Source organism: Longimicrobium sp. (assembly GCA_036389795.1).
Classification (GTDB): Bacteria; Gemmatimonadota; Gemmatimonadetes; order Longimicrobiales; family Longimicrobiaceae; genus Longimicrobium.
Genome location: DASVWD010000259.1, coordinates 20,490 through 31,057 on the forward strand (window position 1 = coordinate 20,490; position 10,568 = coordinate 31,057).

The window sequence follows — 10,568 nt, forward strand, 5'->3', positions numbered from 1 at the left end:
ATCCGCAGCCAAGTGCCTGTCCTGCAAGGGTTTTGCCGCTGTTCGTTGGGCGTGCTGTCGGTTGCTGCTGTCCATTCGCGAATCACGCCACCGAACGCAGGTGCCGGACCGGCGCGGGCGGCTGCGACAGGGGTGCCGGATCGGCCTCCAAGGCCGCTACGGCGTCCTGCAGCGTCGGAAGGTCAACGTCCCCGCGGATTGGCTGGCCGATCCACCACCGGTACGCCCACGGCGCAAGCAGAAGCGGCACCGCCGCGAGGGCGATGCCGCCTGTGACCCATTCGACCCGCAACCCGAAGAGCAGCCCCGCAACAAACGCCAGAACGGCCGATACGAGCGGGAGTGCCAATTGCGTCACGCGTCCCTGGTTCGGGTGGACGAAGCGAGGCCGGACGCATTCTAACGTGTGCGGCCTGCAGGTGTGTAACCGCGAGCCGCCCATCGTCCGTCTAGAGTGCTCGGAACCGCACTGCACACATCACGTTGATGGACTTTACGATTCCGGAGGATGCACGCACACCCACAGGGGCGCTCCATCCGTCCCGATCAGCGGCGCGGTCACGCGAGTCAGCAGAACATGCCGTACACGCCATTAACGCACGTATACATATCGTCGCAGCTGAACCGGCATGTCCCACAGCTGACCGCGCAGGTGTCGTAACATGTGTCGTTGCACGAGGCCCCACAGGTGTCATCGCACGTACCGTTGCATGATGCGTTGCAGGTGCCATTGCAGCTGGCGTCGCAGGTGGGGCAGCCGGGGCAGGTGCACTGCGTGTAGCAGGTGCACTGCTCGCCGAACACCGTCCCCTTCTCTCTCGGTGCCGCGGTGGTCTGGAAAGTGTCCACCTGCAGGTCGTCCAGGCACAGCTTGAGCTTCTGCATGTGCTTCTCCATGGGTACTGGTGAGGAACATCCCGGACGTGGCTTTCACGCCCGACGCTAAGGCCAGAAACGCGCGGTTTCACCCCGGCGCTCATGGGGGGCCCGGCAGCGCGCGAAGCATCTCGTAGCGCCTTCTTCACCGCTACCGCCGCAGCAGCGGAAGCGCTCAACCGTTGTTCGTGTCAACGTGGAAGCAACCGCGGAGCAGGAGAGGTGCTCTCCGCGCCTCTGTCACAGTTGCCGCCGCGGCGGAACGCCGCCTCACACGTAAGATTATCATATAGAGACGCAAAATGTATGCTAGGATGTAGACAAGGGCTAAACTACGCACCGGCTAAAGCTGGTGGGTTTGTTGGCCGCTGAAAGCGGCACTGTACAGGCTGAAGCCTGCTGAAATGTCCCGGCTGGAAGCCCCCCTGAAGCTGGGACTGAAACTCCCTACGTCCGGGGAGTCCCCGGCGGGCTGCTGTCTGTTCTGCTGTTGGTTGTCGCTGCAGGATGCTTCTCGGCGGGGGTCTAGAGTGCAGGTTGCGCGCGCACATCTAGTAATCGCAGCTTTTCATGCATCTTACTGCCTGCTAGGCTGATTCTGCCGCGGCTTCAGCCGCCCCTGCCCCCCAGCCCCCGCCACACCAGCTCGTCGCCCTCCAGCGCGAGGAGCGCGTCGGGATACAGGGCGAGCACCAGGCGCGCCTCCGGCATCGGGTGCAGCAGGTGCTCGCCCAGGTCCCACAGGTAGCAGCCGTCGCGCGTGCGCACCCAGGCGAGCGGCGCCCCGCCGCACGGGACCACGGTGGAGAAGTAGCCGTACGGGTTCCTCTCCGGCCCGGTGCGGCAGTCGTGCCGCTCGCCGGTGGCCGGGTCCAGCGCCGCCAGCCCGGCGCCGAAGCCGTGCCGCACGAACAGGTGCCGCTCCCCGAGCGGCCGCACCAGCTCCGTGGGGTCGTACACCAGCCCGCCGAACGCGCGCGTCCGCCCCTCCACGCGGAACGCCCTCCCCGCCGAGCCCTCCGCCAGGTGCGTGAGCACGAAGCCGTAGCACCCCGCCGCCAGCCAGAACCGCTCCTCGTCCTCCTCCAGCCCGTCCCGCTCCCCGCCGCACGGGTGCGCCACCACGCCGTCCACGTGGTCGAGGTAGACGTGCTCTTCCGCGTCTCCCGGCGCGGCGTCCTTGCGCTCCATCCGGTGGAATTCGCCCGTCTCCCTCCACCGCGGGAGCGACGACGCGAGGTCCATCGTCCACCCCTCCCCCTGGTCCAGCGACACCAGCCAGCGCCCGCCGGGGCTCAGGCACGTGGCGCGCCCCGGGATCGGCCCCGGCTCCGCCGCCAGCTCCCCGGAAGGAAGCGCGTACACCCGCGGCGGGCCTTCCGCGGCCAGCACCCCCGGCGGGCTTTCCACGGCCAGCACCAGCAGCCGGTCGAGCGCGTGCGAGCCCGACAGGTGCTCCACCCGCGGCGCGCCGTCCGCCCCGCGTGGAAGCGCGATCGGCAGCGGATGGAAGTCGACCGCGCACCGTCCGGGCTCGGCTTCCAGCAGCCACAGCCGCCCGGACCGCGTCCCCACCGCCACCGCGCGGCGGCCGTCGTGGCGGAAGCAGCGGCAGACGAAGCTCAGCGGCTCGGGGAGCGGGACACGGCCCAGCACCGGGAGATCGGTCATCGGAAACGGTCGGGGGGAGGTGCCGGCGGGGGGCACGCCGCGTTTTCAGGCCGCCGTTGCACCAGAAGAGTGAAGGCGGCACCCGCGCCTGGCAATCTCCGCCCGCCGGCGGACGGTCGTGGAGCGGCGCTCACCCGCTCGCGGCGCGGCCGTCTCCCCTCCTCGCGGACGATGCCCCGACCGGCACGTCGCCTGCTCTCCGGCCGGGCGCCCGATCGTTTTCCCCCGACCTCACGGAGTGCACGATGAAGAAGCTGAAGCTGGAGATCGACACCCTGCGCGTCGACTCGTTCGCGCCCGCGGCGGCGCCGGAGGAGCCGCGCGGCACCGTCGCCGGGCACGCGGCGACCACCACCTGCCCCACCTGGCCGCTGACGCAGTGCCCGTGGTCGGCGTTCCCGACCTGCGGCATCCAGTGCTGAGGAGGCCGCGATGCGGACGCTGACCCTGGACCTCGACGCGCTCGCGGTGGAGGCGTTCGAGACGACGCCCGCGGCCCTCGACGCGGCGCCCGCCGTGCCGAGCCTGCCGCTGCGCACCTGCGACGAGACCTCGCTGCCGAGCTGCGGGATCCACTGCCAGACCCTGGGCGTCTGTTGAGGCGGCCCGGGCGATCCCCCCTGGATTACGGAGAAAGCGATGAAGAAGCTGAAGCTGGACCTGGACGACCTGCGCGTCGCCACCTTCGACACCTCCCCGCCGGCCGGGGAGCCCGGGGGCACCGTCGCCGGCTACCAGGCCACGAAGCTGTGCGTGACCGACCCCGCCGTCTGCCCGTTCTCGCTCTACCGGACGTGCCAGTTCCAGTGCACGCTGGACTGCTGACGCGGGCGCCGGCCCCGTGAAGATCAAGCCGCCCCGGCGCCGGAGAAGCGCCGGGGCGGCTCGTTTTGCACGAGACGACGATTTCCCCGGCGAAGAAGCGCTCTCCCACCCCCGCCGCCCGGCGCCGGTTGCGCCGGACGGACGAATCTCGCTATTATAGTCTGCAAACGTATTGCACCAGATCGCCTCCCGTTCGGGCCCGCCGGACGGAGCGAGGCGGACCACAATCCGACACGGAGGAGCGCATGACCCGCAAGCTCACCCTGGACGTGGAGAAGCTCTCGGTGGCTTCGTTCGAGACCGGCGAGTCGCTGGCCGAAGCCCGCGGCACCGTGAAGGCGCGCGAGGTTCCGACCTGGCCCTACCCCGGCTGCCCGGCCACCTATCACACCTGCGCGTCGTTCGACGTCTCCTGCATCGCCCAAGACGACTGAGCCGGAGCGGCATCCAACACGAGCGTGAGCCCCGGGACCGTCGCCGGTCCCGGGGCTCCTCGCTCATCCCGTACCTCGTACTCCCGTACTTCACCCGTGATGGCGCCGGTCCCGCCGGTCCTCGCGCCGGTCGCGGACGTCCTCCCGGCGATCGCGGCGGTCCTCGCGGCGGTCGCGCAGGTCCTCGCGCTCGTCGCGCACGTCCTCGCGCTGGTCGCGCCAGCCGCCGTGGTGCCGGCGGTCCCAGCGGTCCTCCAGGCGGTCCGCCACGTCCTCGGCGCGGTCGCGCCGGTCCTCCGCCCGGTCGCGGCGGTCTTCGCGGCGGTCGCGCACGTCCTCCACGCGGTCGCGCACGCACGCCTTCGGGTGGCGGGCGCAGCCGCCGCCCTGGGCCCGCAGGGCCGCCGGGACGGCCGCGAGGGCCAGGGCCAGCACCAGCACAGAAGCCTTCATGACTTCCTCCGTAGCTCGAGGAGTTGTGTGTCGGTTCATTCGTCGGAGTCGAGCGCGGCGCCGCGTTCGACCCGGCTTACACACGTCCGCGCGCGGCCGTTGGGGTGCCCGTTCCGCACCCCTCCCCCGCTCCGCCGGGCCGCGGTACCTCCGGCGGCTCCCGCACCGAAGCGTACGCCCCGCGATGCCCGGCCCGGGCTCCCCGGCACTCGAACATGTCACATTTTACTATTCCCCACAGGGCCTGAAGTGGACGATACCAGGCGCCGAGAACCACTCGTGTTCCGCTACCCCGACGATCCGGATGAAAATTAGAGAGTAGTGGGAATCTCCAAAATCTCTGACATCTGCATCGTCGCTGCGGAGCAGAGAGAAGCGACGCGAAGGTTCCTGTTGCGCCACGGTATGGGTTAGCTGTATTATTGTCTGAAAAGGAAAACGAAGGCCGGCCAGCGCCTGAACACACCTGCTCCGGGAAGGGACCATGCGCGGGAAGCTCGTCCTCGACGTGGAAGCCCTGGCGGTCGATTCGTTCGACACGACCGGCGAGGCCCGGGCGCCGCGCGGCACGGTGGAGGCGCGCGAGGCCCCCTGCACCTGCGTGGACAGCTGCGCCTGCCCCAGCGCGCCGTACTGGTGCGCCGACGTGCCGCCCACGCAGATCTCCTGCGACTACACGCACAACGGGAGCTGCTGGTACACCTACCAGGCCTGTACTCCGGCCTGAGACGTCCATCGAGGGGGTGCGGTCCCGTCGCGGGCCGCACCCCCTCTCACGTACCCCGCGCCCGGGAGGACCCGCATGCGCAGAAAGCTGAGCCTGGAGCTGGACGGACTGCGCGTCGACTCGTTCGAGACCAGTCCGCGGCAGGAGGAGGCGCGCGGCACCGTGCGCGCGCGGCAGCTCGACGACGTCCAGCCCACGCCGCCCGAGGTGTACGACGCCGCGGCCCCATGCACCTGCTGGGAGTCGTGCGCGTGCCCCAGCGCGGCCTACTACTGCGCCACCGTGCGCTACACCGCCATCTCGTGCGACTACACGCGCAACACCAGCTGCTACTACTGACCGCGCCGAAGGAGCGCCGGAACGATGAAGAAGAGCGAGAAGAAGCTGTCGCTGGACGTGGAGACGCTCTCGGTGGAGTCGTTCGCCACCGAGGCGAAGCGCGCGGAGGAGCGCGGGACGGTGCTCGCCAACGCGGCGGCGTGCACCTGCTTCGCCTCGTGCCTGTGCAGGACCGCCTACTACTACTGCGGCGACGGCTACCACACGATCTACTCCTGCGACTACAGCTACAACCAGAGCTGCGGCTACGACACCAACGCCGGCTGCGGCAGCACCGACTGCGTGTGAGGAGCCCGTTGGGAAGAAGCCGACTTTGGACCCGCGCGCGATCGAGCGCGCCCCGCACCTTCACCCCGAGGAGGACCCGATGCGGAAGAAGCTGAGCCTGGACCTGGATGCGCTGGCGGTCGACACGTTCGCCACCACCCCCGCGGAAGGCGACGCGCGAGGCACCGTGCGGGCCAACGACAGCGACGAGCCCGTCCCCACGCCGCCCGTGTACGAGGACAAGTGCACCTGCGCCTACTCGTGCCTGTGCAAGACGGCGTACTACAACTGCGGCACCGGCCCGTACACCATCTACTCGTGCCACTACACCCAGAACCTGAGCTGCTACTACACGCAGGTCTGCACGCCGCCCGAGGCGTGAGCGGAGCCTTCCAGCCCGGAGGGGAGCGATGAGGAAGCTGAGCCTGGACCTGGACGCGCTGCAGGTGGCCTCGTTCGAGACCACGGGCGGCCACGGAGGGCGCGGGACGGTGCGCGGGCGGGAGGACGAGTCGGGCGCCGGGGACTACTTCGACTGCACCTGCGCCGCGAGCTGCGACTGCCCCTCGGCGTACTACCGGTGCAACACGAACCCGGTGAACACCCACTACTCGTGCACCTACACGCAGAACGAGAGCTGCCCCTACACCAAGATCTGCCCCCCGACTTCGTGAGCGGGGCGGCGGCAGGGCGCGGGCCCGCACGGTCCCGCGCCCTTCTCCTTTTCACACGGGAGGGAGCGATGAGGAAGAAGCTGAGCCTGGACCTGGAGGCGCTGGCGGTCGACTCGTTCGCCACCAGCAAGGGGGACGGGGAGAAGGGCACCGTCCGCGCGCACGACGAGGACATGGACGCGCCCGCCTGCACCTGCCAGGGGACGTGCCTGTGCCCGACCGCCTACTACCACTGCGGCACCGGCCCGTTCACCATCTACTCGTGCGAGTACACGAACAACCGCAGCTGCCTGGCCTGAGCCGCGCGAGCGCCGTCACCCGCGACCGGAGGGAGGAAGCGATGAGGAAGCTGAGCCTGAACCTCGACGAGCTGGCGGTGGACTCGTTCGAGACGGCGCAGACGGAGCAGGCGCAGGGAACCGTGGAGGGCCACGCGCGGTGCACCATGTTCGACACGTGCAAGTGCCCCACCTCGCTGTACGCCTGCGGCACGCTTCGCCCGACCCAATCCTGCGGCGGGCTCTGAGGGGCGCGGGCGTTCACCCCTGCGAAAGAGGAGGACGAGATGAAGAAGCTGGGCCTGAAGCTCGACGAGCTGGCGGTGGACTCGTTCGCGACGCTGGAGCCGAAGCAGGGCGAGGGAGGGACCGTCGAGGCGTTCATGCCGGGGTGCACCGGCCGGAGCACCTGCACCTGCCCGTCGTCCATCTACCAGTGCGGGACGGTGGCGGCCACCTTCTCGTGCCGCACCAAGTTCGACTGCTGAGCCGGCGGAGCGGAGGGTCGGCTCGGCTGCGCGTCGATGCACCCCGGCGCCGCCGCGGGGGCCCTCACCCGCCGCCTTAGAGCGGCAACCCTCTCCCAACTTCGGGAGAGGGTGGACTTTACGGCTTCGGCACGGGGACGGGCCCGCGCGTCGGACGGACTTCAGCGACCGGACTACGCGTGAGGGATGCGCGCCCGACAGGGCCGGGACGCCGCCGCCACAGGGGTATCGTGGCGGCGGCGTCCCGGCGCGGTTGGGCACGGTGGTATCGTGCCCTACCGCGCGCGCAGCCCGGCCCGGAGCGCAGCGGAGGGACACGCCCGGAACCGCAGTGCGAAGTGCTGAGTGCGAAGTGCTAAGTGCGAAACGTCGCCGGATGCCGTCGCACTTCGCACTTCGCACCTCGCACTTCGCACTGTCAGTCGACCGCGTGCGGGCCGCCGCCGCCCACCAGGCGCTCGATCGCCCCGGCCTCCACGGGGACGTCGCGGGTGAGGATCTCGCAGCCGTCTTCCGTCACCAGCACGTTGTCCTCGATGCGGATGCCGATGCCGCGCAGCTCGTCGGGGACGTCCTCGGCGTCGGCGGCGACGTAGAGGCCGGGCTCCACGGTGAGCACCATCCCCGGGCGCAGGGGGAGCCAGTCGCCGCCGCGGGCGCGGTAGTCGCCGGCGTCGTGCACGTCGAGCCCCAGGTAGTGCGAGGTCTGGTGCATGAAGAAGCGCTTGAACGCCTCGCTCTCGATCAGCTCGTCCACCTCGCCCGACAGGAGCCCCAGGTCCACCATCCCCTGCACCAGCACGCGCCGCGCGGCCTCGTGCCCGTCGGAGAACGGCGCGCCGGGGCGGATGGCGGCGATCGCCGCCTCCAGCGCGGCCAGCACCACGTCGTAGACGGCGCGCTGGGGGGCGGTGAAGCGGCCCGAGACGGGGAAGGTGCGGGTGATGTCGCCGCAGTAGAGCCCTACCTGGGCGCCGGCGTCCACCAGCACCAGCTCGCCCGCGCGGGCGCGGCGCTCGTTGGCCACGTAGTGCAGCACGGTGGCGTTGGCGCCCGAGCCCACGATGGTGTCGTACGCCGGCCCGCTGTCGGGGCCCGCGGCGCGGAAGGTGGAGTCGATGAGCGCCTCCAGCTCCCACTCGCCCACGCCGGGGCGCGCGGCGGCGAGCGCGGCCAGGTGCCCCCGCGCGGAGAGGCGCGCGGCGCGGCGGACCAGCTCGACCTCGCCCGGCTCCTTGATCACGCGCATGGGGTCCAGCACGCCGGCCGGGTCGCGCACGTCGCCGAAGCCCTTCCCCGAGCGGGCGCGCTTCAGGCGGAACTCGCGCAGGAGCGCCACCACGCGGCGGTCCATGTCGTCGCTGGAGCCCAGCGCGTACCAGAGCGCGTCGGCGGGCTCCACCAGCGCCTTGAGCCGCTCGTCGAGCTCGGCCAGCGGGTAGGCGGCGTCGGCGCCGAAGCGCTCGCGCGCGCCCTCCACCCCGGCGCGGGGGCCGTCCCACTGCTCGCGGTCGGGGTCGCGCGGGCGCACGAACAGGGTGAAGCGGTGCTCGGGGTCGTGCGGGGTGAGCACGGCCACCGCGGGCTCGGCGAAGCCGGTGAGGTAGAAGAGGTCGCTGTCCTGGCGGTACTTGATCTCGGTGTCGCGCGAGCGGATCAGCTCGGGGGCCGAGCAGAGGATCGCCACCCCGGCGCCGATCCCCTCCAGGAAGCGCTCGCGGCGGGCGCGGTGGACGTCGTCCGGCGCGGGAATCGGGTCGTCGGCGAAGACTTCGGCGAGTGCGGTGGCCATGATCGGTCCTGAGTGCTGAGTGCGAAGTGCGAAGTGCGTACTTGTCGGGCCCTGATCCAAAGATCCGGAGGCAGATGATGCCGGTTGAGAATCCGATCCGGTAATCGGGCTCGTAGGGGCGAGGCATGCCTCGCCCGCTGCCTGTCGCAACACCAAAGCTCGTCGAAGCGGGCTCTACATGCCGCCGCGTGATGGCCTTCGGCCATCCGGGCGAGGCATGCCTCGCCCCTACGGGAACTTCGATCGCGAATACCGAAGCAGATCGTCAATCGGCATAATCCGCGGCGACAACGGGCGAGAAGCCCGCCTGCGCGGGCTGGTTCCGCGCGGACGCCGGGTCCGGCGCGGGAAGCATGGTCCCGCCGACGGAACCGCCTGCTGTCCCCTGTACCCTGTCCCCTGTTCCCTGCCGTTCAGCCGTTCAGCCGGTCAAAGGACTTCCCGCAGCGCGGCCTGCACGCGCGGGGCCAGGTCCGCCCAGGAGGCGGCCGGGTCGCGGGTGACGGTCACGAAATCGGCGACGATGAAGACGGAGCGCACGCCCGGCTCGGCCAGGAGCCGCTCGGCAACCGGGTTGCCGCGCGCCGCCTCGGCCGTGTCGAAGGTCAGGCCGCGCCGGCCCTCCACCAGCGTGCGGCCGACGGTGAACTTCCCCGCGTTCGGGTTCGGCGTCTCCTGGTACCTGATCCTGGCCTTCGCCAACTCGCCTCCCCCGGGGCTCGTCTCCACTCCCTGCCGCCGCGGCGCGGCCGGTCGCGTAGCATAGGCACCCCCGTCCCCCCGCGCAACTCATTTCCCGCCCGCGAGATCCGTCACCGCGGCCCGGGTCCGGTGCGGAAGACGTTCGCGCATCCCGCGAGCTTCCGCGGCGGCGCGGGACCACGAGGGCCATGCCGGGCACACGCAGCCATCCCCGGCGCGGGGCGCACCCGCGGCGGTCCCGTCACCCGGCGCGGGGTGTGGTACTTGCGGCGGCCGAATCTGTGCTGCACAATTAGAGACATCTGACCAGTCCAGGAGCGGAGAAGGATGTACACACCGCGCATTTTCGCAGCACATCCGCACGTCCGGGGCCCCGGGTCCGGGCGGCCGCGGCGCTCATCCGAAATCGTCGGAATGAGTGCGGATCCCGCGTGTGGCCTGCCGGCGACCCGCGGCCGGTGTCGTCCGGCCGTCTGTCGTCCGACCGCTCCTGCCGGATGAGGCAGTCCCGACCGCCGTGGCGCGCACCCTCGCGCCGCGGCGGTTTCACGTCTTCCATGAACCCGCCAACCAGGGGAGGTCGGAATGGTCAAGCTGAAGTTGAATCTCGACGAGCTGTCGGTGGAGTCGTTCCCCACCACGGCGGCCGAGGAGCCGCCGCGGGGGACGGTGCGGGGAGCCATGTTCGAGAGCTTCAACCGCACCGACTGCGGCAGCTGCGAGGGCGAGACGTGCGAGGGCGCCACCTGCTTCACCTCGTGCGGCAGCGGCGCCCCGCCCCAGTGCACCTGCCCCGTGGTGATCACGGGCGACGACCCGTGCGTGTGAGACCGGCACGGCGGCGCGCGGCGTGAACGCACCGCGGCCCCGCGTCCATGTCCGACCAGAGGAGGCATCGATGACCAAGCTCAGGCTGAGGCTCGACGAGCTGGCGGTGGAGTCGTTCCCCACCACCGCGGACGCGGGGCCGCTACGGGGGACGGTGCGAGGCGCCGAAGACGGGCCCTCGCTGATGTACACGGCCTGCGGCACCTGCGCGGGC

18 protein-coding genes are annotated in these 10,568 nt (G+C 70.8%); 13 read left to right on the plus strand and 5 right to left on the minus strand.

What is annotated here, in order from left to right:
• Nucleotides 1-82 precede the first annotated feature (82 nt).
• Together VF746_29930 and VF746_29935 are read right to left on the minus strand one after the other, a co-directional pair.
• Nucleotides 83-358 carry a hypothetical protein gene (locus tag VF746_29930; protein ID HEX8696675.1) on the minus strand — a complete coding sequence of 92 codons (276 nt, stop codon included), beginning with the start codon at nucleotides 356-358 and terminating at the stop codon, nucleotides 83-85.
• A 1,127-nt stretch (nucleotides 359-1,485) separates the two neighbouring features.
• Complete coding sequence (locus VF746_29935) at nucleotides 1,486-2,547, minus strand: hypothetical protein (GenBank protein ID HEX8696676.1); 1,062 nt, start codon at nucleotides 2,545-2,547, stop codon at nucleotides 1,486-1,488.
• Nucleotides 2,548-2,792: 245 nt separating this feature from the next.
• Between VF746_29935 and VF746_29940 the strand changes: the two genes are divergently transcribed.
• The 4 genes from VF746_29940 (at nucleotide 2,793) to VF746_29955 (ending at nucleotide 3,806) form a co-directional block, all read left to right on the plus strand.
• The gene (locus VF746_29940) at nucleotides 2,793-2,969 is read left to right on the plus strand and encodes a hypothetical protein (GenBank protein ID HEX8696677.1); all 177 of its coding nucleotides are present in this window, start codon (nucleotides 2,793-2,795) and stop codon (nucleotides 2,967-2,969) included.
• A 10-nt stretch (nucleotides 2,970-2,979) separates the two neighbouring features.
• Nucleotides 2,980-3,147: a hypothetical protein gene (locus tag VF746_29945; GenBank protein ID HEX8696678.1), complete on the plus strand. Its 168-nt coding sequence runs from the start codon at nucleotides 2,980-2,982 to the stop codon at nucleotides 3,145-3,147.
• Nucleotides 3,148-3,186: 39 nt separating this feature from the next.
• The gene (locus VF746_29950) at nucleotides 3,187-3,372 is read left to right on the plus strand and encodes a hypothetical protein (GenBank protein HEX8696679.1); all 186 of its coding nucleotides are present in this window, start codon (nucleotides 3,187-3,189) and stop codon (nucleotides 3,370-3,372) included.
• A gap of 245 nt (nucleotides 3,373-3,617) precedes the next feature.
• A complete protein-coding gene (locus VF746_29955) occupies nucleotides 3,618-3,806 on the plus strand; it encodes a hypothetical protein (protein HEX8696680.1) in 189 nt (62 codons plus the stop codon).
• A gap of 90 nt (nucleotides 3,807-3,896) precedes the next feature.
• Here the strand turns inward: VF746_29955 and VF746_29960 are convergent, their stop codons facing one another.
• Nucleotides 3,897-4,259 (minus strand): hypothetical protein, encoded by a 363-nt coding sequence (locus VF746_29960; GenBank protein HEX8696681.1) that lies wholly within the window; start codon nucleotides 4,257-4,259, stop codon nucleotides 3,897-3,899.
• Nucleotides 4,260-4,743: 484 nt separating this feature from the next.
• On the opposite strand from VF746_29960, the gene VF746_29965 reads away from it, so the two are divergent.
• The 8 genes from VF746_29965 (at nucleotide 4,744) to VF746_30000 (ending at nucleotide 7,032) form a co-directional block, all read left to right on the plus strand.
• Nucleotides 4,744-4,986, plus strand: a complete 243-nt coding sequence (locus tag VF746_29965; GenBank protein HEX8696682.1) for a hypothetical protein — start codon at nucleotides 4,744-4,746, stop codon at nucleotides 4,984-4,986.
• A gap of 75 nt (nucleotides 4,987-5,061) precedes the next feature.
• Complete coding sequence (locus tag VF746_29970) at nucleotides 5,062-5,325, plus strand: hypothetical protein (GenBank protein HEX8696683.1); 264 nt, start codon at nucleotides 5,062-5,064, stop codon at nucleotides 5,323-5,325.
• A gap of 24 nt (nucleotides 5,326-5,349) precedes the next feature.
• Entirely contained in the window at nucleotides 5,350-5,613 is a 264-nt protein-coding gene (locus VF746_29975; protein ID HEX8696684.1) for a hypothetical protein, read from the plus strand.
• A 79-nt stretch (nucleotides 5,614-5,692) separates the two neighbouring features.
• Complete coding sequence (locus VF746_29980) at nucleotides 5,693-5,974, plus strand: hypothetical protein (protein ID HEX8696685.1); 282 nt, start codon at nucleotides 5,693-5,695, stop codon at nucleotides 5,972-5,974.
• A 28-nt stretch (nucleotides 5,975-6,002) separates the two neighbouring features.
• The gene (locus tag VF746_29985) at nucleotides 6,003-6,266 is read left to right on the plus strand and encodes a hypothetical protein (GenBank protein HEX8696686.1); all 264 of its coding nucleotides are present in this window, start codon (nucleotides 6,003-6,005) and stop codon (nucleotides 6,264-6,266) included.
• A 68-nt stretch (nucleotides 6,267-6,334) separates the two neighbouring features.
• A complete protein-coding gene (locus VF746_29990) occupies nucleotides 6,335-6,565 on the plus strand; it encodes a hypothetical protein (protein HEX8696687.1) in 231 nt (76 codons plus the stop codon).
• 41 nt (nucleotides 6,566-6,606) lie between these two features.
• Entirely contained in the window at nucleotides 6,607-6,792 is a 186-nt protein-coding gene (locus tag VF746_29995) for a hypothetical protein (protein HEX8696688.1), read from the plus strand.
• Between the two features lie 39 nt (nucleotides 6,793-6,831).
• The gene (locus VF746_30000; protein HEX8696689.1) at nucleotides 6,832-7,032 is read left to right on the plus strand and encodes a hypothetical protein; all 201 of its coding nucleotides are present in this window, start codon (nucleotides 6,832-6,834) and stop codon (nucleotides 7,030-7,032) included.
• Nucleotides 7,033-7,450: 418 nt separating this feature from the next.
• On the opposite strand, the gene VF746_30005 is transcribed toward VF746_30000, so the two are convergent.
• Nucleotides 7,451-8,824, minus strand: a complete 1,374-nt coding sequence (locus VF746_30005; GenBank protein ID HEX8696690.1) for an aminopeptidase P N-terminal domain-containing protein — start codon at nucleotides 8,822-8,824, stop codon at nucleotides 7,451-7,453.
• Between the two features lie 429 nt (nucleotides 8,825-9,253).
• Nucleotides 9,254-9,526, minus strand: coding sequence for a NifU N-terminal domain-containing protein (locus VF746_30010; GenBank protein ID HEX8696691.1), 273 nt, complete (start codon nucleotides 9,524-9,526; stop codon nucleotides 9,254-9,256).
• A 585-nt stretch (nucleotides 9,527-10,111) separates the two neighbouring features.
• Between VF746_30010 and VF746_30015 the strand changes: the two genes are divergently transcribed.
• Complete coding sequence (locus VF746_30015) at nucleotides 10,112-10,354, plus strand: hypothetical protein (GenBank protein ID HEX8696692.1); 243 nt, start codon at nucleotides 10,112-10,114, stop codon at nucleotides 10,352-10,354.
• Nucleotides 10,355-10,568: the final 214 nt, after the last annotated feature.

Coding starts and splice junctions, on each gene's coding strand:
- VF746_29935 (HEX8696676.1), bottom strand. CDS start 2,547: ATGACCGATCTCCCGGTGCTGGGCCGTGTCCCGCTCCCCGAGCCGCTG.
- VF746_29940 (HEX8696677.1), top strand. CDS start 2,793: ATGAAGAAGCTGAAGCTGGAGATCGACACCCTGCGCGTCGACTCGTTC.
- VF746_29945 (HEX8696678.1), top strand. CDS start 2,980: ATGCGGACGCTGACCCTGGACCTCGACGCGCTCGCGGTGGAGGCGTTC.
- VF746_29950 (HEX8696679.1), top strand. CDS start 3,187: ATGAAGAAGCTGAAGCTGGACCTGGACGACCTGCGCGTCGCCACCTTC.
- VF746_29955 (HEX8696680.1), top strand. CDS start 3,618: ATGACCCGCAAGCTCACCCTGGACGTGGAGAAGCTCTCGGTGGCTTCG.
- VF746_29960 (HEX8696681.1), bottom strand. CDS start 4,259: ATGAAGGCTTCTGTGCTGGTGCTGGCCCTGGCCCTCGCGGCCGTCCCG.
- VF746_29965 (HEX8696682.1), top strand. CDS start 4,744: ATGCGCGGGAAGCTCGTCCTCGACGTGGAAGCCCTGGCGGTCGATTCG.
- VF746_29970 (HEX8696683.1), top strand. CDS start 5,062: ATGCGCAGAAAGCTGAGCCTGGAGCTGGACGGACTGCGCGTCGACTCG.
- VF746_29975 (HEX8696684.1), top strand. CDS start 5,350: ATGAAGAAGAGCGAGAAGAAGCTGTCGCTGGACGTGGAGACGCTCTCG.
- VF746_29980 (HEX8696685.1), top strand. CDS start 5,693: ATGCGGAAGAAGCTGAGCCTGGACCTGGATGCGCTGGCGGTCGACACG.
- VF746_29985 (HEX8696686.1), top strand. CDS start 6,003: ATGAGGAAGCTGAGCCTGGACCTGGACGCGCTGCAGGTGGCCTCGTTC.
- VF746_29990 (HEX8696687.1), top strand. CDS start 6,335: ATGAGGAAGAAGCTGAGCCTGGACCTGGAGGCGCTGGCGGTCGACTCG.
- VF746_29995 (HEX8696688.1), top strand. CDS start 6,607: ATGAGGAAGCTGAGCCTGAACCTCGACGAGCTGGCGGTGGACTCGTTC.
- VF746_30000 (HEX8696689.1), top strand. CDS start 6,832: ATGAAGAAGCTGGGCCTGAAGCTCGACGAGCTGGCGGTGGACTCGTTC.
- VF746_30005 (HEX8696690.1), bottom strand. CDS start 8,824: ATGGCCACCGCACTCGCCGAAGTCTTCGCCGACGACCCGATTCCCGCG.
- VF746_30015 (HEX8696692.1), top strand. CDS start 10,112: ATGGTCAAGCTGAAGTTGAATCTCGACGAGCTGTCGGTGGAGTCGTTC.